The organism is Sphingopyxis sp. H053 (assembly GCF_001468225.1).
Classification (GTDB): domain Bacteria; phylum Pseudomonadota; class Alphaproteobacteria; order Sphingomonadales; family Sphingomonadaceae; genus Sphingopyxis.
In genome coordinates, this window is record NZ_LNRU01000001.1 from 388,709 (window position 1) to 412,469 (window position 23,761).

Annotated in this window: 18 protein-coding genes; 2 read left to right on the top strand and 16 right to left on the bottom strand. The window is 65.5% G+C overall.

Translation table 11 applies throughout. From position 1 onward, the window contains the following. Positions 1 to 5 precede the first annotated feature (5 nt). On the top strand, positions 6 to 626 hold the full coding sequence (locus ATE70_RS01770; protein WP_058799800.1) for a TetR/AcrR family transcriptional regulator: 621 nt from the start codon (positions 6 to 8) through the stop codon (positions 624 to 626). Positions 627 to 668: 42 nt separating this feature from the next. On the opposite strand, the gene ATE70_RS01775 is transcribed toward ATE70_RS01770, so the two are convergent. The 8 genes from ATE70_RS01775 to ATE70_RS01810 form a co-directional block, all read right to left on the bottom strand. Next, on the bottom strand, positions 669 to 3,023 hold the full coding sequence (locus ATE70_RS01775) for a TonB-dependent receptor (protein WP_058536236.1): 2,355 nt from the start codon (positions 3,021 to 3,023) through the stop codon (positions 669 to 671). A gap of 101 nt (positions 3,024 to 3,124) precedes the next feature. After that, complete coding sequence (locus ATE70_RS01780) at positions 3,125 to 4,123, bottom strand: YeiH family protein (RefSeq protein WP_058536237.1); 999 nt, start codon at positions 4,121 to 4,123, stop codon at positions 3,125 to 3,127. A gap of 11 nt (positions 4,124 to 4,134) precedes the next feature. Next, complete coding sequence (locus tag ATE70_RS01785; protein ID WP_058536238.1) at positions 4,135 to 5,433, bottom strand: MFS transporter; 1,299 nt, start codon at positions 5,431 to 5,433, stop codon at positions 4,135 to 4,137. A 45-nt stretch (positions 5,434 to 5,478) separates the two neighbouring features. Next, positions 5,479 to 5,862 carry a carboxymuconolactone decarboxylase family protein gene (locus tag ATE70_RS01790; RefSeq protein ID WP_058536239.1) on the bottom strand — a complete coding sequence of 128 codons (384 nt, stop codon included), beginning with the start codon at positions 5,860 to 5,862 and terminating at the stop codon, positions 5,479 to 5,481. Next, positions 5,859 to 6,443, bottom strand: a complete 585-nt coding sequence (locus ATE70_RS01795) for an RBBP9/YdeN family alpha/beta hydrolase (RefSeq protein ID WP_058536240.1) — start codon at positions 6,441 to 6,443, stop codon at positions 5,859 to 5,861. Before ATE70_RS01795 ends, ATE70_RS01790 begins: the two co-directional genes overlap by 4 nt. A gap of 15 nt (positions 6,444 to 6,458) precedes the next feature. Further along, entirely contained in the window at positions 6,459 to 7,523 is a 1,065-nt protein-coding gene (locus tag ATE70_RS01800) for a 3-keto-5-aminohexanoate cleavage protein (RefSeq protein WP_058536241.1), read from the bottom strand. Between the two features lie 20 nt (positions 7,524 to 7,543). Continuing rightward, on the bottom strand, positions 7,544 to 8,392 hold the full coding sequence (locus tag ATE70_RS01805) for a TauD/TfdA dioxygenase family protein (protein WP_058536242.1): 849 nt from the start codon (positions 8,390 to 8,392) through the stop codon (positions 7,544 to 7,546). Positions 8,393 to 8,404: 12 nt separating this feature from the next. Continuing rightward, positions 8,405 to 9,382, bottom strand: coding sequence for a quinone oxidoreductase family protein (locus tag ATE70_RS01810; RefSeq protein WP_058536243.1), 978 nt, complete (start codon positions 9,380 to 9,382; stop codon positions 8,405 to 8,407). Positions 9,383 to 9,493: 111 nt separating this feature from the next. Here ATE70_RS01810 and ATE70_RS01815 point away from each other — a divergent pair, with 111 nt between their 5' ends. Continuing rightward, positions 9,494 to 10,531: an AraC family transcriptional regulator gene (locus tag ATE70_RS01815; RefSeq protein WP_058536244.1), complete on the top strand. Its 1,038-nt coding sequence runs from the start codon at positions 9,494 to 9,496 to the stop codon at positions 10,529 to 10,531. A 49-nt stretch (positions 10,532 to 10,580) separates the two neighbouring features. Here the strand turns inward: ATE70_RS01815 and ATE70_RS01820 are convergent, their stop codons facing one another. The 8 genes from ATE70_RS01820 to ATE70_RS01855 form a co-directional block, all read right to left on the bottom strand. Continuing rightward, a complete protein-coding gene (locus ATE70_RS01820) occupies positions 10,581 to 12,227 on the bottom strand; it encodes an FAD-dependent oxidoreductase (RefSeq protein WP_058536245.1) in 1,647 nt (548 codons plus the stop codon). A gap of 14 nt (positions 12,228 to 12,241) precedes the next feature. Beyond that, positions 12,242 to 15,163 carry a TonB-dependent receptor gene (locus tag ATE70_RS01825; protein WP_231732551.1) on the bottom strand — a complete coding sequence of 974 codons (2,922 nt, stop codon included), beginning with the start codon at positions 15,161 to 15,163 and terminating at the stop codon, positions 12,242 to 12,244. A gap of 78 nt (positions 15,164 to 15,241) precedes the next feature. After that, positions 15,242 to 16,207, bottom strand: a complete 966-nt coding sequence (locus tag ATE70_RS01830; protein WP_058536246.1) for a FecR family protein — start codon at positions 16,205 to 16,207, stop codon at positions 15,242 to 15,244. Beyond that, entirely contained in the window at positions 16,191 to 16,730 is a 540-nt protein-coding gene (locus tag ATE70_RS01835) for an RNA polymerase sigma factor (RefSeq protein ID WP_058536247.1), read from the bottom strand. Before ATE70_RS01835 ends, ATE70_RS01830 begins: the two co-directional genes overlap by 17 nt. Before the next feature lie 185 nt (positions 16,731 to 16,915). Then, a complete protein-coding gene (gene kduI, locus ATE70_RS01840; protein WP_058536248.1) occupies positions 16,916 to 17,758 on the bottom strand; it encodes a 5-dehydro-4-deoxy-D-glucuronate isomerase in 843 nt (280 codons plus the stop codon). A gap of 115 nt (positions 17,759 to 17,873) precedes the next feature. Then, positions 17,874 to 20,024 (bottom strand): hypothetical protein, encoded by a 2,151-nt coding sequence (locus tag ATE70_RS01845; protein ID WP_082639298.1) that lies wholly within the window; start codon positions 20,022 to 20,024, stop codon positions 17,874 to 17,876. A 42-nt stretch (positions 20,025 to 20,066) separates the two neighbouring features. Then, positions 20,067 to 22,853: a TonB-dependent receptor gene (locus ATE70_RS01850; protein WP_058536249.1), complete on the bottom strand. Its 2,787-nt coding sequence runs from the start codon at positions 22,851 to 22,853 to the stop codon at positions 20,067 to 20,069. Between the two features lie 110 nt (positions 22,854 to 22,963). Next, positions 22,964 to 23,737: a FadR/GntR family transcriptional regulator gene (locus tag ATE70_RS01855; protein WP_231732552.1), complete on the bottom strand. Its 774-nt coding sequence runs from the start codon at positions 23,735 to 23,737 to the stop codon at positions 22,964 to 22,966. Between the last annotated feature and the right edge of the window lie 24 nt (positions 23,738 to 23,761).

Sequence of the window (23,761 nt, forward strand, 5' to 3'; positions counted from 1 at the left end):
GGCGCATGGCCACGGCTTTCAAAACCTCCGCCTCCACCCGCGATCGCATGATCGAGGAAGCGCGCGCGCTATTCGCGGAGCGCGGCTTCTACGGAGTCAGCATCGCCCAGATCGCGGCGGAACTTGGCCTGACGAAGCAGGCGCTGCTCCATCATTTCGGAACCAAGGAACGGCTCTATGGGCTGGTGCTGGAACAGATCGCGGGCGAGCTGGCCGGTCTGAAGGCTTCATCGGAACCGGCAGCCGACGCGGCCCGGCGGTTGCAGGACTGGCTCGTCGCGATGATTTCCGACACGCCGCCGCGGATCGAGCGGTCGCGACTGTTGATGCGCGAAATCCTCGACAATCAGGTCCGGGCTGAACGCGCCGGATCCTGGTATCTCAAGCCGTTTCTAGGCGACCTTGTAACGATGCTTCGCGGCGTGCCGGGCTGGTCGGGCGCCTCGGACGCCCAATTGCGCGCCACCGTGGTTCAACTGCTCGGCGCGGTCAATTATCATGCCGTCTCCGGCCCGACCTTTCGGGGCATCTTTGGCACGGAGGCCGCGCAGGCCATGAACGACATATTCGCATCGCAGTTGCGGCATATGGTGCATGCTGTGCTGGCGGCAGGACCGGAGGTGTAGACGCTGCGGCACGGCATCACTTACCGTGCCGCAGCGATCGCTTTAGAAGCGGACGGTTGCGTTTACACCATAGGTTCGGGGTTCGTTCGCGAGGATGCGGTTTGCTGTGCTCCCCGGAAAGGCGCCGTTGTTGAGGCCGAGCGCCGCGCCGAGCGGTTGATAGACCGCGAGCGGGCGATAATGGGTATTGGTGAGGTTGCTGCCGAAGATCGCGAGCGACCAGCGGTCGTCGGGGCCGCTTAACGTCAGCCGCGCACCGAGCAAAGCATAGCCGTCGGCGATCGATTGCGGATTGGCGTCGTTGACCGTGCCGACATATTGATCGGACACGAACGAGACATTGGCGTTGGCCGCCCATGTCCAGCCGCTCGATCCGATATCGCCGTTCCAGTCGACTGCGACATTGCCCGACCAGGGGGGCGAGAAGCTGTTCGGCTTGCCGGTCAGATCCTGCGTCCCGCCGATACCGGGCAGGCCCGAGGCGCCCGCGAAATCGGTGAATTCGGAGTCGAGATAGGCGAGCGAGCCCGAGAGCGAGAAGCGGTCGCTCGGCGCGAGCTTCAGGTCGAGCTCGAAGCCCTGCTGGCGCAGGTTGCCGGCGTTGCGGACGACGAAGCTGACCCCGTCGAAGGCGCGGTCCTGAAAACCCGCGATGTCCATGCGGAAGAAGGTGATGTTCGCAGTGAGCGCGCGATCGAGCCAGCTTGTCTTGGCGCCGAACTCGTAATTCTTGACCGTCTCGCGGTCGAAGACGCGCCGCGTTGAGATCAGATTGCCCTGCGGGTCGAAAGTCGAGAGCGACGGTATGCCGCCGCCCGAATTATAGCCGCCCGATTTATAACCGGTCGAATGGGTGGCAAAGAGCATCACGTCGTCGGCCGGCTTGTAGTTGAGGCTGACGCGATAGGTGAAGCGGCTTTCGGAGAGGCCGGGATAGTCGAGCACTTCGGGCGCGCGGATCGTCTGGGTGAAGGGGCTCGATAGCTGCGAATAGCTGCCGCGTTTGCGGTCGTTGGTCCAGCGGCCGCCGAGGGTCAGCGTGAGCGCGTCCGAAAGATAGATATTGCCCTGCGCATAGGCGGCGATGCTGCGGACCTTCTGATACACGTCCTGATCGGTCGCGGCGACGCCGCCGGTGCTCGCGAAATAGGCCGCGCATGCGGTGCGTCCCGGCCCCGCCGGGACGAGGACGTTGCAGAACTGCGTGTCCATGTTGAGCTGCTCGCCGAGCGCGAATTTCTCCTGGAAATAATAGACACCCGCGACCATGTCGAGATGGCCGCCCAGCCATTCGCGTTCGGGCGAGATGAATTGCAGTTCGTGGTTCTGGCTGCCCGAATCGAACAGGTTGCGCCGCGTCGCGAGCGGGACGGGCAGGAAGATGATGTCGCCGTCGAGCTGGTCGTTCGTCCATTTGCGATAGCTGTTGACGAGGCGCAGCGTCGATCCGCCGCCGATTTCGAGCGAGGCGGTGCTCGACACGCCCCAATTCTTGTCGAGCAGGCCCGAGGCGACCGACTGGTTCATCACCCGGTCGTTGAGGTTGGTGTCGGGGCCGCCGCTGAACGCCGCGCGGAGGAAGGCAAGCCGTGCCGGGGCGACCGAGGCGGGGTCGAAATCGAAATTGACGACGCCGTCGCCGTCGAGCCGCGTGTAATCGCCGCGCACGATCCATTCGAGGTTGCCGAACTCGGCCTTCACCGTGCCGCGCACCGCGACGTCGTCCGACCCGCCGTAAGTCTTGCCGTCGTAAACGTTCTTCCACGGCCCGTCATACCATTGCCCCATCGCCGCGACGCGTGCCGAGACATTCTCGCCGAGCGGCACGTTGATATGGCCCGACAGCTTGTAGCGGTCGAACGATCCGGCTTCGGCCGAGACTGCGCCCGAAAACTCGTCCTCGGGCAATGCGCTGCGGATCGACAATGCGCCGACGCTCGCGTTGCGCCCGAACAGCGTGCCTTGCGGCCCGCGCAGCACCTCGACCCCGTCGATGTCGAGGAAGGCACCGAGGATCGAGCCCGAGCGCGGGACATAGACGCCGTCGACGAACACCGCGACGCTCGGCTCGATCAGCGTGTTGGCGAGGCTGCCGACACCGCGGATGCCGATGCGCGTCGATCCGGTGTTCGACGAACGGACGGTCTGGAAATTGGTCGCGACGCGGCCGAGGTCCATCACGGTTAGGACATTGGCGCTCTCCATCGTCTCGCCGCTGACCGCCGCGATCGAGATCGGCACGTCCTGGATATTCTCGGCGCGCTTCTGCGCGGTGACGACGATCGCGTCGCCCATGTCGTTCGCGGTGTCGGCGGGTTTCGCCTCCTGCGCGGCGGCAGGCATGGCCGCGAGTGCGACAGCGAAGGCGGCAAGGCTCGTGCAGGCAATCCTCTTCATATTTCCCTCCCAGGATGATCTATTGGTGATCTTTGATCGAAGGCTATCGGCGCTCGGGCGGCGATATTTCACATTTCGTGACAGGTTTTTTGCAATGCGCGTCACATGGGTACGAGCGCGAGCCAACCGAGCACCATCGCGGCGAGCAGCGCCGTCTCGCCGATCATCAGTGCGACGGGCTTCCAGCCGACCTGCACCAGATCGCCCAGCCGGGTCTTCATACCGATCGCCGCGATCGCGGTGACGAGACACCAGTGAGACAGCCTGCTTCCGGTTTCGGTCACCGCTGTGGGCAGGGGGACCAGACTGTTGAGCGCGACCAGCGCGACAAAGGCGACGACGAACCAGGGCAACAACGGCGGGCGCTCGCCGCCCGCTGCGCCGGCTTCGCGGCGGCTGATCTGCCCGGCGACGAGGATGACGGGCAGCAGCATCGCGACGCGCAGCAGCTTGACGATCGTCGCGGTATCGCCGGCATCGGGCGAGATTGCGTAACCGGCACCGACGACCTGCGCGACGTCGTGGATCGTCGCACCGATGAAGACGCCGGCGGCATGATCGTCGAGCCCGAGCGCGCGCGTGATCAGCGGGTACAGGACCATCGCGGACGTCGATAGCGCCGACACGCCGATGACGGTGAACAGCGTCGCCTGTTCTTTCCGGTCGTTCGGTGGCAGCGCCGCCGACAGCGCCATCGCTGCCGAGGCGCCGCAGATCGCAGTCGCGCCGCCCGACAGGAAACCGAACAGCGGGTTGAACCCCATCGCGCGCGCCGCGAGGGTCGAGAGGAGGATCGTCGCGCCGACAAGCGTCACGACCATCACCACCGGGCCCCAGCCGAGCGCCGAAACCTGATCCCATCCGATCCGGAAACCGAGCAGCGCGACGCCGATCCGCATCAGCCCTTTGGCGGCGAAATCGATCCCCTCCCGGCCGCGCGGCGCCTCGGTCACGAAGTTGAGCGCCATGCCGAGCAGCAGCGCATGGAGCATGACCGGCGCGTCATAATGTTCGGAGAGGAAGGTCGCGGTCGCGGCGACGACGAGCGCGACGGCAAGGCCCGGCGCCGGGGCAGCGGCGCGCGCAGCGAATGATGGCATGATGCTGGTTCCTAGGGTTGGGAGGCGACCGTTTTGAGGTCGGCGAGATAGCTGCGCCGTGCGGCGAGGAAGAGCAGCGCGGCGATGACGGCCGCGATCGGCAGGAAGCGCAGCGCGTCGAGCAAGCCGATCGCGTCGGCGATCCGTCCGGTAGCGATCGGGCCCGGCGCGAGACCGAGGAGATTATGCGCGAGCGTCAATGTCGCAAAGGCCGAGCCGTGGAGCGCGGCGGGGGTGAGGTTCGCGACCATCGCGCCCGCTGGCCCGGTCGTCCCGGCGACGAAGAACATGGCGATGCCGAGCAGGACAAGCTGGGGCAGTCCCGGCGGCAGCATCAGCGCGACGGTGAGTGCGATCGCGCTACCGAAGCCATAGCCCGAAGCAAGCAGGATTTTGCGGTCGGGCCGGCCCTGCGCGGCGCGGTCGCTCGCCATGCCGCAAAATACCATGCCGCAGCCGCAGATCAGCAGGAACAGCGCTGCCATCCGTCCCGCCGCATCGACCGGCATCGCATAATAGCGGTTGAAATAGCTTGGCAACCAGGCGGGAAGCGCGCCGGCGGCGAAGAGCTGAACGCCGCTTGCGCAATAAGCGAGGCGCACGCTTCGGTTGGCGAAGAGCGCGCGGAGCGAGGTGCGCGGCGCGGGCCCCGATGTTTCGGCGGTGCGCGCGGTCGATCCGGCGATCTCGGCGATCCGTTTCTCGCGCACCACCAGCGGATAGACGATCGCGAGCGCGAGGCCGCCAAGCCCGATCACGGCGAAGGCGGTCCGCCAGCCGTGGCTCGCGGCGATTTCGCCGCCGATCGCGACGCCGAGCACCTGCCCGAACAGCCCGCCCGCCATGAAGGCGGCCGAGAGCGTCGCGCGGAGGCGCTGCGGAAAGACGCTGATCACCACCGCGATGCCGACGCTGCCATAAGCCGCTTCTCCGACCCCGACCATGATCCGTCCGGCGAGCATCTGATGATAGCTCGCAGCGACCGCGCAGAAGAGGGTGGCGAGGCTCCACAGCGCCGCCATCAACGCGAGGCTGCGCACCCGGCCCCAGCGGTCGGCGGCAAGCGAGAGCGGGAAGGTCAGCAGCCCGACCATCAGCGCGACGACCCCTGACAGGAGTCCGAGTTCGGCGTCGCTCAAGGCCCATTCGGCCTTGAGCAGCGGGAAGACCGCGTTGAGCACCTGCCGCGCCATATAGTCGGAGATCAGGAGCCCGAAGCTCAAAGCGAAGACGATCCAGCCATAGAGCGTCGTGTCGCGCGGTCCGCCGGCCGCGATGCCGCCGTTCGCCGTGGGTGCCATTACCGCCATGCCCGTCTCCAATCCGTTGTCGGGAAGCCGGTGGGCGCGATCATGTCAATCCTGCGCCGCGGCGGGCATCGCCAGCCCGCGCGCCTTCATTTCTTGAACAAGCATCGGCGCGCCGAGCGCGACCGAATGCAGTCCGAGCACCGCGACCGCTTCGAGCACCGCCATCACTTCCTCCGGCGTCGCGCCCTTGTCGAGCGCGGCGGCGATGTGGCGGCGCGTGCCCGGCGCGTACATATGTGTACACGAGGCATCGACCGCGATCGCCAGAAATTCATAGATCTTCGGATCGAGGATCCCGCGCCGCAGCGGCAATGTGCCCGCGGCGAGGAAGGTTTCGAGCCACTCGGGATCGAGCGCCGCCATCTCGTCCCACGCGGCGTTCCACTGGCCGCCCGCGCGCATCGCGTCGCTGACGGGGGTGGCGCTCATTGCACCGTGCTCCGCGCATGATCGTCGAGCCGATCGAGCAGCCCGAATACTTCGGGCCACGGTCCATAGCCCGCGGCCGGATTGAGATGCCCGACCTCGCCGGCGTCGTGCAACGCTGCGCCCCACGCATTGGCGAAGCTCGCAACCCGGTCGAACGCCGCGAGCGGGTCGTTGCGGCTCGCGACGGTGATCGCGGGGAAGGGCAGGGCCTTGCGCGGGATCGGCAGCCAGCCGCCTTCCTTGAGCGCGCCGGGCTCGGGATAACCCGCGGGCAGCGGATTTTCGATGTCGGCGGGGGCGACGAGCAGCGCCGCGCGGATCGTCCGCGTTGGCGCGAGCGCCCAATGCACCGTCGTCAGGCACCCGGCGCTGTGCGCGACGATCACCACCTCGCCGGCTATGGCACGAAGCGCGGCGTCGAGCGCCGCGACTTGTCCCGCGCGGCTGAGCCGGTCGGCGGCGAGTGGTGCGACCGTCACCGCGCCGGGGATCGCCCGCGCGGCATGGGTCTGCCAATGATCCTCGACATGATCCCGAAGCCCGGGAACGAAGAGGATCGTCGTCTCGCCGCCGAAAGCCATCGCCTTGCTCCCGCCTCAGGCCGCGTAGCGCAGCGGCAGCGCGCGCTGGCCGGGTTGGCGGTTGGGTGCCATGCCGAGCTTGGCGAGCGTTTCCTCGACCGAATTATATTGCACGCCGATCTTGTAGATCTCGCGCGCTTCCTTGCCAGTCGCGACCTCGCGGCCGAGTTCCTTCGCGATCCGGACGATCTGCTCGATCCCCTGCACCGAGGTCATCTTGTTGCCGTGCTGGTCATAAAGCGTGTCCTCGATGCCGCAGCGGACATGCTGGCCGAGGCACATCGCCATGACATTCACCGGCAGGACGTGGCGCATCAGCGATTCGAGCGTGACGGTCGACCCGTCGGGCGCGCGGCGGATGAATTCCATGAAATTATTCGGGTTCGGCCCGTCGAAGCCGCCGCCGATGCCGACCCAGGTCAGGTTGAGCGGACCCTTGTAGAGCCCGCGGCGCACGAGCCGCTCGACCGTTTCCATGTCGGGCATGCAGGTCAGCTGGAAATGCGGCTGGATGCCCGCCGCGGTCAGCCGGCGCAGATGCTCCTCAACCCACTGCGGCCCCGCGGGCACCACCATCTCGCGATAGGCCTGATACAGCGCCGGATTGGCGAGCGAGGTCTGGCCATATTCCTCGTCGGTCATCAGATCCATGATGTTCATCTGGGTCGTGTTGACCGCGATCGTCACCTGATCGGGCGCGGGCTTCAGGTCGGCGAGCATGTGACGGACCTCGTCCGACAGCCATTTCGCCTCGGCGCCTTCTTCCTCGCTTTCGGGAGCAAAGGAGATCGAGCCGCCGACCTGGATGATCATGTCGGGCACGCGCTCGCGAACCCCGGCGATCAGCTCGTTGAACTTCGACAGGCGCTTGCACCCCGACCCGTCCTCTTCGCGGACATGGAGGTGGAGAACGGTGGCGCCGGCGTTGTAGCAATCGACCGCCTTCTGGATATGCTCTTCCATCGTGAGCGGAATATCCTCGGGGAAATCGTCGGGGTGCCATTCGGGCCCATAGGGCGCGACGGTGATGACCAATTTGTCCTGCGTTTCGGGAAGCAGGCTGTCGTCGAGAAATTGCATCGTCTCTCTCCTTTTCGTTATCAGTAGGGGCGATCGCCGACGATGCCCGCGCGCTCCATGCGGCGGATCGTGGGCGGGTAGTCCATGACGGCGTAGTGCTGGGTCGACCGGTTATCCCAGATCGCGACGCTGTTCGGCTGCCAGCGCCAGCGTACCTGATATTCGGGGATCGCGGCGCGGCCGATCAGCCAGGCGAGAAGCTGGCTCGCGCCCGGCGCATAATCCTGACCATAGCGGACGTTTTCCGCGGTGTGGAAATTGGTGAAGTGCGTCGTGAAGCCGTTGACGAACAGGATTTTCTCGCCCGTTTCGGGATGCGTGCGGACGACCGGATGCTCGGCATCGGGGAAGCGCGCTTTCAGCGCGTGGCGCTGATCCTCGCTCATCCGTGCGCCGAAGCTCGCCTCGATCGAGTGGCGCGCCTTCAAGGGCGCGATGGTCGCCTTCACAGAGTCGGGCAGGTCGGCATAGGCTTTCGCCATATTGGCCCACATCGTGTCGCCGCCGACCGGCGGGCAGGCGACACAGCGCAGCACCGCGCCCATTGGCGGCGCGTCGCGCCAGGTCGCGTCGCAATGCCAGCTATTCTCATAATAATCGGGCGGCGAGGTCTCGTCCTTGTAGATCTGGACGAGCCCCGGATGATCGGGATCGCTGCCGACTACCGGATGATCCTCGAGCGCGCCGAAGCGGCTGGCGAAGGCGACATGGTCGGCGCGGGTGATGTCCTGATCGCGCAGGAACAGGACCTTGTGTTCGAGCAGCGCGGCGCGGATTTCGGCGAACAGATCGTCGTTGCGCGCCGCTTCGGCGAGGTCGATGCCGCGGACTTCGGCGCCGATATGCGTGGTGAGCTTTTCGATCTTCATCGTCCCTCTCCCTCAGAGCACGAAGATGGATGATCCTATCGTCTGGCCGGCTTCGAGTTCGCGATGCGCGGCGACGCAGTCGTCAAGGGCATAGCGCTGGCCGATTTCGACCTTGACGCGGCCCGCGGCCAGATGGCCGAACCACAGGTCCGACAGTTCGGCGCGCTCGGCGGGGTCCGCATAATAATCGGCGAAGCCGGGGCGGGTGAAATAGACCGACCCCTGCATCAAAAGCTGGAAGGCGTCGACCGGCGGGAAGGGCCCCGACGCGGTGCCGCAGGCGACGAACACGCCGCGGCGCTTCAGCGATTTCAGCGAGCCTTCGAACGTGTCCTTGCCGACGCTGTCGAACACCGTCGTCACGCCTTCGCCATCGGTCAATTCCTTGACCCGCGCGGCAACATCCTCGCGGCGATAGAAGATGATCTCGTCGCAGCCGAGCGAGAGCGCCTTTTCGGCTTTCGCCTCGCTCGACACGGTGCCGATGACGCGCAGCCCCATCAGCTTGGCAAGCTGCACCGCGAGCAGCCCGACCCCACCCGCCGCGGCGTGGAGCAGGATCGTGTCGCCGGCCTTCATCCGCGGATTGGTCTTCGCGAGCCAATAGGTTGCCGACAGGCCGCGCATCGTCGATGCGGCGGCATCCTCGAACGAAATGGCATCGGGGAGCTTGAACAGCGGCGCGGCGGGCATGACGCGCGCCGCGCTATAGGCGCCGAGCGGGCTGCCGTTATAGGCGACGCGGTCGCCGGGCGCGAAACCGGTGACGCCTTCGCCGATGGCTTCGATCACGCCCGCGCCTTCGACGCCGATCCCGGCGGGAAGCTGCGCGGGATAATAGCCCGAGCGGAAATAGGTGTCGGCAAAATTGCAACCGACCGCAACATGGCGGATGCGGACCTCGCCCGGACCGGGTTCGCCGACCGCGACATCCTCGATCCGGAGCACTTCCGGTCCACCGGCTTCATAAAAACGAACGGCTTTGGCCATCTCTCACTCTCCCGTTCCGCTGGGGGTAGAGCAGCGCCCGCTTGCGCTTTTCACATTTCGTGACATAATTTTGGCATTAGACGCCAACGGGCGCGATCAGAGGAGAGAAGCGTGGCGGAACTCGTCCGCGTTGCGGCGCTGACCGGCTATTTTCCGGCGATGCGGGGGCTGGGGGCCGACCCGCGGCCTTTGCTGCGCGAATGCGGGCTGTCGCCCGAACTGTTCGCGAATCCCGAACAATTGATCTCGGCGCGAGCGACCATGCGCCTTCTGGAACGCAGCGCCGAGTTTACCGGCTGCGAGACATTGGGCCTTCGCATGGCCGGGGAGCGTGCGCTCGCCAATCTCGGTGTCGCCAGCCTGTTGATCGCGCACCAGCCGACGCTCCGCCTGGCGCTTCAGGCGATCACCGAATTTCGCAACCAGATCAACTCGACGCTCGTCCTGCATGTCGAGCCCTTCGGTGAGGAGGTCGTGCTACGCGAAGATTTTGCGCTGAGCAGCCCCGAGCCGCATCGCCAGTCATCCGATCTCGCGCTGGGCGTTCTCGTGCGCCTCTGCGCGAGCGTGCTGGGCGACAATTGGTCGCCGCTCTCGGTGTGCTTCTCGCGCGGCAAGCCGCAGGCGTCAGAAATGCAGGTCTATCGGCGGCTGTTCCATTGCGATGTTACGTTCGACTGCGAGTTCAACGGCCTTGTCATCGCCGCAGCCGACCTCGACCGGCCTGCGGCGCGCGCCGATTCCGCGCTTGCCGGACATGCTCGCGAGCTGATCTCGTCGGTGATGAACCCCGCGATGCGCACGGCTGCACAGGAGGTTGAGCAGTTGATCATGCTCCTGCTGCCTTCGGGACGCGCCACGGTTCAATATTGTGCCGAATCGATGGGAACCACAGTGCGCACGCTGCAACGGATGCTCGACGCCGACGGGACGAGCTTCAGCGATCTTCTCAACCGTGCGCGAATGCAACTTTCTGCGCAATATCTCGCCAATCCGCGCACGCGGATCACCGATGTTGCCGAGATGCTCGGCTATGGTTCGATCGGCGCCTATACCCGCTGGCATGGTCAGATATTCGGCGTGTCGCCGCGCCAATGGCGCATTTCGGCGAACCAAAGGCAACCCATATCGTCCGCTCCTGGTAACTAGGCGGCGGGACCCATGCCGAGCGGAACGCGTTTAGCGTCCGGGGTTCCTGTCAGTTCGCAAGTTCGAGGATTTGCCCTTCCGACGTCAGCCTTGCGCGAAGCTTGTCGTAGTCGACGTCTTGCACGGCGATCTGGTCGTCGATCGCGATCGATGACGCCGCGGCCGCGGACTGGCCGAGGATCATGAACACCGGCTCCATCCGGATCGAGCCATAGGCGATATGCGACGCCGACAGCGCGACCGGCACCAGCAGGTTCGTGGCTTCGCGCTTCTTCGGCACGATCGCGTCGTAACTGATCGGATAGGCGCGGCCGGGGCTGATCTCGATATTGCCCTCGTTGCGCGCGAATCCGCGTGCATCGACGATCCGCTGCACATTGTGCGAATCCATGTTGTAAGAGCCCATGCCAACCGGCCGCGGCGTCGGTTTGGTGCCGCGCAAATGCGGCTCGGCCATCACGAAGTCGGAGACCATGCGGCGCGCTTCGCGCACATATATTTCGCGCGGCCAATGGCCGGTGCCGGTGAACTCGTCCTTGCAGAGCCCCCATTTCGACATTTCCGCGCGGGTCTCGGCGGGCACGCCGGGGTCGTTCGCCATGAACCACAGCAGCCCTTGCTGATAGGTTGTGTGCTCGCGCGCAATCGCGGCGCGATCGGCATCGCCGCCCTCGGGATAGCCATAGTTCATCCCGATATTGTCGAACGAGAAGGCGCCGAAATTGTTCGTGTCGGTCTTGCCGTTGGGGATGCGGTCGAACTTGCGGAAATAGTCGCGATAGCCGGCATCCATGTAGCGCTGGAGCAATATATACTGGCTCGCGTCATAGCCTGCGGGCTTGGGGAAGGGCACGCGGTTCGCAGGCACGTCGGTCAGGCACATGCGATAGGTATAGGCCTGGATCTTGCGGTCGGCCGTGCCGTCGCGCGCCGGGCGTTCGGCGCTGATCCGCGGCACCAGCCCGCTCGATGGATCGCCCGGCACGCGATACGGGTCGATGTCGAGCGTGAACTGGTGGTTGGTGGTGTTCGCGAGCTGGACGCCGTTGAGCGTCTCGCCATAGGTCGCGTTCGCTTCGCGCCCGACGGTGAAGCTGATGCCCGCGCCGGCCATCAGGTCGCCCTCATAGGTCGCGTCGATGAAGACTTTGCCCTCGAAACGCTGCCCGGTTTTAGAGCGGAACGCGGTGATGCGATTGCCGTCCATCTCGACGCCGCGCTTCGAGCGATCGAGCGGCTGATTGCGCACGATGATGACGCCCGCCTGCTTTGCCCAGTCCTCAAAGATGCGCTCGGCGACCTTCGGCTCGAACTGCCACATCGCATCGCCGTCGACGAAATTCTCGGCCCGGGCGGGGCGCGGGGCGTGGGTCCAGACCGACGGGTCGTCATAATATCGCTTCACCTTGCGGTAGAATTCGAGCGACAGGCCGCCGATCGCGCGATGGTTGCCGGTGTCGGACCAGCCGAGGCCGTTGGTCGACATGCCGCCGAGATAATCTTCGCGGCACACCAGCAGCACCGACCGGCCGAGGCGCCGCGCCTCGATCGCGGCGACAACCCCGCCCGAGGTGCAGCCATAGATGACGATATCGGCGCGTGGATGCGGCTGGGCAGCCGCGGGTGAGGGGATGGCCGCCATCGGCAGAAGCCAGGCGGACAGGGTGGCGAGGGCGCGGAAGCGCTTGCGGTCCATGGTGATCCTCTTGCTCAGAAGCTGGCGGCCACGCCGAAGAAGATCCGGCGATCTTCCTGTGCGCTGAACGTCAGGCGATCGGGTTCGCCCAGATACTGGCGGTCGATCGCCTTGGTCAGATTGATGCCCTCGAAGGTCAGGCGCAGATTGGGCGTCAGGTTGATCTGCGCCGATGCGTCGAGTTGACCGCGCGCGGAGATATAGGTGTTGCCGCCGCTGGCCGCGCCGCCGACCGAGTTCAGATATTTGCTGCGATAGGTATAGGCCGCGCGCACCGAGAAGATGTCGTCCTCATAATAGCCGATCAATGTGTAGCTGTCGCGCGACAGGCCGGGGAGCGGGAGCTTCTCGCCGGTGATCGAATCGACCAGCGGCGTCGAGCTGTCGACATAGGTGTAGTTCGCCTGGATGCCGAGATTGTCGAACGGTGCGGGCAGGAAACGGAAGGCTTGTTGATAGGCGAGCTCGAAGCCCTTGATGTCGCCATCCTCGCCATTTTGCGGCTGCGATATGTCGAACAGCCCGAACCGTTCGGAAAAGCCGGGAATGAACTCGCGGGTCACGGTGTTCACGGTGAAGGAATTGACCTTCTTGTAAAAGACCGCGCCGGTAAGCGAACTCGAGGGCGCGAAATACCATTCGAGCGTGGCGTCATATTGCGTCGCCTCGAACGGCCGGAGATTGGGATTGCCGCGCGAGCCGGTCATGCTGACGGTGTTGGGCACGAAGCTGGCGCTGACCTGATTGAGGCCCGGCCGCGCAACGACCTCCGCCCCGGCCACGCGCAGCGTCAGATCGTCGGTGAAGTCGATCGACAGATTCGCGCTGGGCAGCCAATAGCTGAAATCGGCCTTGATCATGGTCGTGGCGGTCGGCGACAGAAATCCCTTTGTCGCGCGCGCCGTGCTGACATAGCGCACCCCGGCGTTGCCCGAATAATGCAGGCCGCCGAATTCGCCCTCGAAATTGCCCTTCACATAGGCGCCGAGCGTATCCTGTTTGACGTCCTTGATCGAGGTCGGGCCGACGGTGATCGTCGTGTCGTTGGGATCGGGCCTCGCAAGGCCCAGCCCATCGCGGGCGGCCCATTTGTCGAGCGTGCCGCCGAGGAGATCGCGGGGAAAGGCGCCGTCGGCGCCGGGGAAGAAGGCGCCATAATCCTTGCCGTAGCTGAGCCCGGGTAGCTCGTCGACGGTCAGGATGCCGTCGCCGTTCGTGTCGCCGGCCGCGAGCAGGCTGGCCGCGACAGGCAGGTTCTGCGGATCGGCGGCGAGCAGCTTTACGCGCTCGTAGCGCACCCCGGTCTCCACCGAGGACAGGATGCCCCATTCGGTCTGATACTCCCAGTCCAGCCGCCCGTCATAGCCGCTGTTCCGGGTCACCGCGTCATAGTCGAAGATCGACAGCAGCCGATATTGCGACGGGTCGTTCGGGTTGAAATTGGCGTCGATCGAGAGATCCGGCACCGGATTGCCGGCCCTGAAATCATAGCTCGCGTTCGCGGTGTTGCCCGTGCGCGGCACGACCACATAAGCGAACGACGCACCCGGCCCGCCGTCGCTGCCCTTGCCATGGGCATAGGACATATCGAAACTCACCCGCGCGCGGTCGCTCTCCCATTTCACCGATCCGCCGAGCAGGGTCGATTTGAGGTCGGTCGGCTCGTCATAGATCAGCGGCCGGACGGTCACGCCGGTGAAGGTGCCGGCGACGACCGTGTTGCTGTCGTTTACGATCGCATCGGTGTCGTTGTTGTTGAACAACACCTGGTAATTGACGCTGTTCCGCTGGCGCTTGAGGTGGTTGAAGGTCGCGTCGAGGATGATTTCGAGCGTGTCGGTGGGGCGCCACTGCGCAGTGCCGTTCACCGTCAGCCGCTGTTCGGCGCGATCGAAGATGCGCGCCATGAAGCGGTTCGGGCGGTACAGGCCCGGATCGTCCACGCCGTCGCCATTGCCGTCGATCGCGCCGGTCTGTGTCCAGCCGCCGGCATCGAACGAATGACCCTGCGTCTTCGTGTCCGAATAGGCGACGCTGGCGAGCAGGCCGAAACGCTCGCCGAAACTCTTCGAAACCATCGCCGAGCCGCGATAGCCGACATGGTCGGCCTGATCGGCATAGGCGCCCTGGAGGCGTCCGGCGGCGACGAAGTCCTTGAGGTCGAGCGGGCGCTTGGTCTTGAGGTTCACCGTCGCGCCGAGCGCACCCTCGGGCATGTCGGCGGTGGGCGATTTGATGACGAGGATCGAGGAGATGATCTCGGGGCTTACCGATTCCAGCGCGGCGTTACCGCCATTGCCCGGCCCGATATAGTTGCGGCCGTTGATCTCGAGCCGGTTCTGCGAAATCCCGCGCACGGTGAAGTTCGATCCATCGCCCTCGCGCCGGCTGATCTGGACACCGGTCACGCGGCTCATCGCTTCCGCCACATTCTGGTCGGGCATCTTGCCGATGTCCTGCGCGGTGATGACGTCGACGATCGACTGTGCTTCGCGCTTGGCGTTGATCGACTCCTGAAGCGACGCGCGGATGCCGGTGACGACGATGTCCTCGCCGGCTTGCGTGCCGGCTGCAGGGCCGGAAGCCTGTTGTGCGGAAGTCTCCGCCAGGCTTGCCTGCGTGACCGCCGCGCGGCGCTTCAGCACGAACGCTTTGCCGACCTTGACCGGGACCAGGTCGGTGCCGGACAGGAGCAGCCGCAGCGCCGCGGCTACTTCCATCGATCCCTTGACGCGATTGACCCGCAAGCCTTCGGTAATGGCCCCGGGTGCGAGGATCTGGATGCCGGCCTGATGTGCGAACATCGGGATGCCGGTCTGCGCGGCCTGCGCGGGAACGTCGAAACGGCGGACTTGTGCGGCCGCCTCGGCGGGCGAAGCCACGCCGCATATGATTGCGGCGGCGGTCCCCAGCAGATGAATACGCGCGTGCGTCAATTCGATCCTCCCCTTTTCATCGGGCGCCCTATTGCCGGTGCGCTCTCGATACCAAGAGTCCGCGCCGGCGGGTTTCCGTCAGGGTAGCGGGTTCTTTTTTCGCGCCAGCCGGATCTCGCCAGGGGTGGTCGTGACGGCGACGTCGAGCGAGGCGCTCAACGTTGCAGCGAAATCGGCGGGGCGGTCGATCTGGAAAAGCCCCACCAGCCGCGCGCTCGCCAGATCCGGGTCCGCGATCACCAGCTGTTGGCGATTGTAGCGGTTGAACTGTTCGACGGCGCTGCCCAGCGTTTCGTTTTCCAGCGAGATCTCGCCGCTGCGCCACGCCAGCGATCGCTCGATCGCGGCGGGCTCGGTCGCGATTTCGGGCGCCGCCGCGCCGGGCCGGAAGGTGGCATATTGCCCCGCCTCCAGGATCGTCATCGTCCCGCCGCTGTCGGTTGCCCAGGCGGCGACCCTGCCTTCGGTGACGGCGACGCGCACGCCGCTGTCCGTGCGGCGCACCGAGAAGGCGGTGCCGACCGCGCGCACCTGCGCGATGCCGGCGTCGACGACGAAGGGGCGCTTGCGATCCTTGGCGACCTGGAACCAGGCCTGTCCCTCCCGCAGTGCGATGCGGCGGCTGTCGTCCGCCATCGCGACGCGCAAACTGCTGCTGGTGTCGATCGTGGCGACCGAGCCGTCGGCGAGCGGCAGCCGCCTGATCTCGCCGCGCGCGGTCGTCACGCGCTCGACCATCAGGTGCGGCCAGGCGACGATTCCGGCAATCCCCGCCGCCATCGCGCCGCCGGCGCCCGCGAGCAGCCACCGCCGCGTCGGCGCGGTCGCGGTGGGAAGGGGGCGCGCAACATCGATAGGTGCGCCCGCTGCCACCGTGCCCCCTGCCACCGCACGGTCGATCGCACTCAACCCCGCCTGCGCGCGGAGCAGCGCACCGGCATGGCGGTGATCCTGTGCCAGCCATGCCTCGAGCTCGGCGCGTCCGGCCGCATCGAGCGGGTGACGCAGCGCCCAGGCGGCCGCCTCTTCAGCGTGATCGCGCATGCGCAACGCCTCCGTCCGACAATCTTCCCTGCTCGGGTTCCGGCTCGGTGATCAGCTTCAGGATCGCGCGCAGGCTGCGGCTTGCGTCATTCTCGACCACCGCCTCGCTCACGCCCATCGCCGCCGCGATTTCCTTTTGGGTCAGCCCTTCGACCCGGCGCATGAGGAAAATCCGCCGGGCGCGCTCGGGCAGGGTGGCGAGCGCCGCCTGTACGCGCTCGAGTTCCTGACGCGCGGCGGCGAACCGTTCGGGCGAGAGCTGGTCGCTTTCCGATTCGGCATCGAAGGTTTCCGCCAGCGCTTCGATCCGGACGACGCGTGCGTGCTTGCGCTGCCGCTGCGCCAGGTTGCGCGCCATGGTGAACAGATAGGCGCGCGGCGTCGTGACGTGCGCGACGTCATCGAGCTGGGCAAGGCGGCAATAACATTCCTGCACGATGTCCTCCACGTCGGCTGCGGCGACGAGCCGTCGCTGCAGCCATAGCCGCAGGTCGCGTTCGTGCGGCAGGATCTCGCGTCCCACCCACTCGGCTAGCGCCTCGCGTTCCGTCGTTTCACTCCTCTCACCCTCTAAGAGGCCCGACCGCGACGTTTCCGTCAACCGAGATGCTGAATCAGGTTGTTTAATTCCGCTCGATCCGCCTCCGCTGCGACGCCTGAAGGCCGTCGCTCGCCGTTTCCGGAGATCGCCGGTTAAATATCAGCAGGTTAGGCGAGCTGACAGATGTCGAGGACGTTCATGTCGTCATAGTCCTGGTTCTCGCCCGCCATGACCCAGATGAACGCGTAGGCGCCGGTGCCGGCGCCCATGTGGATCGACCAGGGCGGGGAGATCACCGCCTCGCCGTCCGCCATGACGATATGACGCGTGGCGTCGCCCTGACCCATGAAGTGCATCACCCGGCCTTGCGTGGGATCGTCGAGATCGAAGTAGAAATAAATCTCGCTCCGGCGTTCGTGCACGTGCGGCGGCATCGTGTTCCATACGCTTCCCGGCTTGAGGATGGTGAGGCCCATCGCGAGCTGCGCGCTGTCGCACACGCCCGGAATGACGAGTTGATGGATCGTCCGGTCGTTCGCTTCCTTGAGGCTGCCGCGCTCGAGTATCTTCGCGCTGGCGAGCGGCAGCTTTCGTGTCTCGAAGGCGCGATGGGCGGGCGAGGAGGCGAGGTAGAAACGGGCGCCGTCGCCGGAAAAGCTGACGTCTGTCGCGCCCATCGTGACGTACAAGCTGTCCTTTGCGCCTAGCGCGAACGGCTCGCCATCGACGGTGACGGTCCCCGCAGCGCGGCCGACGTTGACGATGCCGAGCTCGCGCCGCTCGAGGAACGCGTGGCCGGCAGCGGAGGCGGGCTCCGACTGATCCGGCAGGCGGACACTCCCGCTCTCGACCAGCACACCGCCGATCACCAGCCGGTCGGCATGGGTGTAGTTGAGCACGCATTGGTTGGGGCGGAACAAATTCTGAATGAGATAGCGATCGCGCAATTCGTCATTGGACACGCCCGCCATCATGTCGGGATGGGTGGCGTAATAGGTTCGATCGAACATGGCTGCTCCGAAGAAGGACCGGGCCGGGTCCGTATGTTGGCGGCACCGCTCCGCGTCAAAAGGCCACGTGCAGTCGCCATCGAAGCGATGACGACTGCACGGGCAGGGGAGGTTCTTATTTCCCTTTCAGGAATACCGGGGGCGTGTAGGCGCCGTTCGTCGCGACGTCCCACACCTCGATGCGCGCCCATTTCCGGCCGCTGAGGTCGACGCGCTTTTCGATCGTGCGCGTGCCGAACGGCGCCCCGCCGGTCAGGTCGATGCGATCGCGATAGACTTTTTTGCCGTCGCCACTCACGATCTCGGCGAAGGCGGGCGGGAAGGTCCATTCGATCTTCGCCCGCACCACGGCATTGCGTCCGAACGCGGCTTCCTCGCCGCTCTTCGCGCCGTCGATCGTGAATTCGGGGATCAGAACTTCGCCGGTGGTGGTGAAGAAGCGGCCGCCGCGCAGCGCGTCGAGCACGCTCTGCCAGCCGTCCGAATAGCGCGGCAGCGGACCATCGAGCCGGAGATAGTTGATGTTCATATGCGCATAGAGTTCGCTCTCGTCCGAGAGCTGGAACACGTCGACCTCGCCGGGGGCGAATTTGCGCTCGGACGGTTTCGCCGCCCAGTTGTTCATGTCGTCGAGCGTGTCGAGCACGCGGGTGCCGAGGCGCGGCAGCGAATAATCCGACGGCATGTTCTTCCACGCGCCGCCGAGGAAGCGGTCGCTCTTGAAGAAGGGGGTGTCCTTATGCTTGTCGGGGAAGCCATACGAGCCCTTGATCCGCGGGTGCGCGGTCCACATCAGGCCATTCTCGTCCTGCATCAGCTTCAGGACATCCTCCGGCGAGCCGACATGATAGATTTTGCCGAGCTTCGGATCGGTTTCGACGAAGGGCTGCCCCTCCTTGCGGTCGAGCGTCCAATAGACGGGCTTGGGGAAGAAGCTGATCCAGTGCCCGCCGAGCTGGACGTTGGGCTCCTCGCCCGGGAGCAGCAGCAGCTTGTCATCCGACAGGCGTTCGGTTTCGGCATGCATTGTCTTGAGCAGGGTCAGCCGGTCGCCGGCGCGATCGAGCGCCTCGCGGCCGAGGTGAAGCTCGGCGAGATGGACGATCTCGACGTTCATGTCCTTGAAGCGCTTGACGAAGGCGGGGGACTCCAGCCCGTCGGGCACGCCGGTCGATTGCTGGAAGCGCGCCGAGTTCAGAAAGGCTTCGGTGTGCTCGACATGATAGTGGCTGGTGAAGGTGCGGTGCCCGTCGAGCGCCTTGAAGCGGTCGCCGCGGGTATAGGCGAGTGCGGCCTTGGTGACGCTCGCGGCGTCGCCGCTGTCGGGCAGCAGGAACACGCCCATGTCCTGCGTCGTGCCCGGCGGGGCGTTGACCCACGGGACGTAGCGCCGGTCGCCCTCGAGCGTCTGACGCACGCCGAAGCTCGTGCGACCGGCAAGGTTGCGATAGTCGCTGCCGTACCACGCCGAATTGTCGTTGTTGGCGTAATCGAGCGGATAATAGAATTGATGCGGCGGCGGGACCACGCCCAGCGACCCGCCCGCGGTGCCCTCGGCAACGATCATGCGCGCGCGCACCTTGGGCGAGACCGCGGGTTTGCGCGATGCCTCGCCTTCCTTGCGCACGATCGTGTCGGACAGATCGGTGAAGGCGATCGCGCGCCACGGCAGCGCCGCCGATGTCGCGGCGCTGAGCCCGGCATCGAAGGTGTAGGCGGTGGCGGGGCGCTGCGTCGACATCACCATCGCCGCACGCACCAGCCGCGAACCCGGATAGATGGTGAATTGATAGGTGCCCGAGAACGGCCCGGCCGCCGCGCCGCCGACGATCACCTTGGTATAGCCGCCCTCCGCGCGCACGCTGATGTCGCTGCGCGCCAGTGTCAGCGGAAAGCTTTCGAACGGCCGCGTGCGCGGATTGTCGAAGAAGACCGTCCAGCCTTCCTTGAGATCGCGCGTGCCGACGGTGACAACCCCGGCGGGATCGATCCCGCCGAGGATCGGCTTGCCCGCGATCGAGACCGCCTCGATCAGCGGCTTGCCGGGATCGAGCGACAGGACGAGCTGCGCGCGCTCACCCTCGGCCGAGGGCCAGTCGATCGCCACCGAGCCCTGTGTCCGCGCAACGCGCACGTCGCCGGGCAGCGCCTTGCTGGGCGCGTTGAGAACCGTCGCCGGTGCCTGCGCGTGCGCCGCGCCCGCCAAGCCGACAGCGGTTAGCGCGGTTGCCAGCGCCAGCGCGGTGAAAATCCGTTTCCTGTTCAAACCATCCTCCTGTTTTTCGTCATTCGCGGGGCCGTCATCGGGTCAGAAGTTGAAGCGGACGCCGAGCGAATAGGTCGTGTCGTCGTTCCGCACTTCGCGGACGAAATCCTGGCGCGATTCGAAGTTGCGCGTTTTCTGGCCGGTGATGTTCGTACCGGCGAGGCTGACCGTGATATTCGGCGTCACATCGTAATTGAGGCCGAAGTCGAGCCGTCCCGCGGCGCGAATGCCGTTGAGCCCGACGGGGATCGAAACCGGGCGGAGCGAGAGGCCATTGGTGATGTCGCCATCGAAATATCTGGAGCGATAGGTGTAGATCATCCGCGCCGAGATGCCGTATTTCTCGTAAATCAGGCCGATGTTGTAATTATATTTGGAGACGCCGAGCAGCGGCAGACCCTGAAGCCGGTCGCCGGGGGTCGTCACCTCGCTGTCGATGATCGTGAAGTTCCCGATCACGCCCGCGCCGTCGAGACCTTCGGGAAGGAAATCGAGGAACAGCTGGCCGCCCACCTCGACGCCCTTGATCTTGGCGGACCCCAGGTTGCGGGGGGTCGAGATCACATATTGCAGGCCGTCGATCGTCCGCACTTCGGTCCCGTTGATGATGCGGTCGGTGATGTCGCGATAGAAGCCGACCACCGAAACATAATTGCTGCGGCCGAAATAATATTCGAGCGACGCATCGAAGCTGTCAGCCTTTTGCGGCCGGAGGTCGGGATTGCCGCCCGATCCGGAGTTCTGGATCGTGCTGACGTAGGAGACGACATAGCTGAGCCCGGGGTTGAGCTGGCCGAAGCTGGGCCGCGAAAGCGTCTTCGAATAGTTGAAGCGTGCCTGAAGGCCGTCGCCGAACTGGACGCGCGCGCTGGCGTTGGGCAAGAGGTCGGTGTCGCTGGTCGAGCGCTGAACCAGCACGACGCGCGAGGTGCTCGTTGCCGGATCGGTCACGCGGCCCGAGCCCGCAATGTTTCGGTCGGTGCGGGTCAAGCGGGCGCCGACCATGCCGTCGACCGAGATCGCATCGGTCAGCGAGAATTCATACCCCGCCTGCAGGAAGCCGGCATAGCTTTTCTCCTGCGCATCATAGTCGCGCGTCGGATCGAAAGCCGGGGTGTCGGGCGAGATCCGGTACAGCGTCCTGAGCTGCCGCTTGATCGATTCCTGCGTCAGATACCGGGGGTCGATCTGCAGGAAGGATGCGCCGTCGTTCATCTGCGGCACCCCGGGGGCCTGCGACAATATGTCGGAGGGGAGGCCGGCGGCGGTGAGCGGCGTCACGAACGAACCGCCGGGTGCGGGTGGGCCGCCGAGATATTGCTCGAACCCGGCCTTGCGCCGCGCGACGCGAACGCCAGCCTGGACATAGTCGAGCAACCCGGCGTCGAAGTCGTATTTGGCGTCGCTCATCACCGACCATAACGTGCCGCGGCTGCGGTTGATGTCTTCGGTCATGCCGTTGGCGAACGCGAGGCCGGCGGGGTCGTTCATCGGGTTGCCCGGCATCGTTGCCTGCACCTCGTGATTGTTATCGCGGACCTGAACCAGCTCGGCGATGCGCTTGCCGATATCGACGCGAAAGCTGTTGTTTCTGTTGGTCGAGGATTCATAGGAGATATCGGTATTCCAGCTGAGCGCGCCGATTTCCTTGTTGAAGCCGGTGGCGATCACATAGATGTCGGTGCGCGCCTTGTTGGCGACGGTCGCGGTGTAATATTCGAGGTTGCGTGCGGTATAGCCGGTGGCGTTGCACAGCTCGCGGATCGTGCCGGTGCCCGTCGGATTGGTCGGGCTCCGCACGTTGCCCGAATAATAGCCGTCGGGACCGACTGCGAAATCCTCGCAGGTGTCGCCCGCGGTCGCCTCGAACGACGTTCCGGTGAAGGCACGGAAGGTCGGGCGCGCCTGATAGACGTTGCCGCGAAAGCCCGCGAACAGGCCCTCGACATAGATTTTGGTATCGGTATCGGGCGCCCATTCGAGCGAGAAATTGCCCTGCGGGCGCTCATATTTGCCAAACTCGATTGCGGCGGCGAAGCCGGTCGGCGCGTGCAGGTTCGGGGGCGAACCGGCGGGGCCGGCGCTGGTGGCGCGCGTCCAGTCGTTCCACGCGACCGGCCGGGCATATTTGTTGCGCTGGTACGAGATGCTGGCCATCGCCGCGATCTCGCCTTCCCCCGCGTCCCAGCGGTTGGCGACGAGCAGGCTCAGCGCCGGATTGAGCGTATTCTTCGAACCGGCTTCCTGCAGATAGGTCGCGCGCGCGCTGCCCGCGATCGTCAGTTCCTTGAAGTCGAGCGCGCGGCGCAGGCGCATGTTGACGCCGCCCGCCACGCCGCCTTCGAGCCGCTCGGCTGAGTTGGACTTGTAGACATCGACCCCCGCAAGCGCTTCGGCCGGCAGATCCTGGAACGAGAAGCCGCGGCCGACCCCGGTGAAAATCTCGCGTCCGTTGAGCGTGGTGATGATGTCGTCGAGGCCGCGGATGCGCGCGCCGACGATCTCGTTATTGCCGCCGACGACGACCTGCACGCCGGGAACGCGCTGGAGCGCCGACGCCGTGGTCATGTCGGGAAGCTTGCCGATATCCTCGGCGACGATCGAGTCGACCACCGCGGTCGACTCGCGCTTGATTTCGGCGGCGCGAGCAAGGCTCTGGCGGATGCCGGTGACGACGATGGCGTCCCCGTCCTGAACATCGCTTGCCGCCGGATCCACGGCCGCCTGATTTGCGGATGGTTCGGCGGCCGGCGCGGTCTGCGCCTTTGCCATATGAGCGCCGCTGGCGAGCGCGATCAACGCCACGGAAGCGCGAAGACTGATCTTCAATGGAACTCTCCCTGTAAGACATCATATAAGTTAAGCGGATTGATCATATAATTCTGTCGGACGTAATACGGTGCCTGAGTTGGCCTTCAGGTCATTGCTGTTGGTGTGGTTCAGCCCGTCGGGCTGTGGGAGGACATAAAGTCTTGCAGATCGCGGTGCCGTTTGAGGCTGCTGCTCATGTGGCTCCGCGCCGCCACCCGTGCGGCGTCGGGATCGCGGCGGATGATGGCGTCAAGGATCGCCTCATGCTCTTCGCTGATCACCGCCTTGTACCGCGCGCCGACATAGCTTTGCCCCTGGCGCAGATAGAGCGAACGCGGCGGGACGAGGCGGACGCCGAGAAAATCGATCAGCTTGGCGTAATAGGTGTTCTTGCTGGCCCGCGCGATGACATTGTGGAACTCGACATCGGCCTTGACCGAATCGTCGAGGCCGATCGCCGCTTCGCCAAGGATCTTGAGCTGCTGGCGCATGCTCATCACATCGACCTCGCTGCGCCGTTCGGCGGCCAGCGCGGCCATCTCGGTTTCGACGCTGAGCCGCAGCTCGAGCAACTGGATCACGTCGCTGAGATTTTCGACCTCTTCGCGGGTGATCTGGAATGCCTGATAGCGCGCGGTCTCGCTGACGAAGAGACCTTTGCCCTGGCGGGCCTCGACCAATCCCGCGGCGGCGAGGCGGGCGACCGCTTCGCGGACCACCGTTCGGCTCACGCCCAGCACATCGACGAATTCCGCCTCGGTAGGAAGCTGCGAGCCGGGCCAGTGTGCGCCGGACAGGATGCTTGCGCGGATATGTTCGCACGCGGCGTCGACCAGCGACGGCCGCCGCTTGCGAAGCGCCAACCGCTCGTCGTGCACAGCGTCGGTTCCGCCCTGCCTCACGCGCCCATTCTCCCGCCGCCAGCG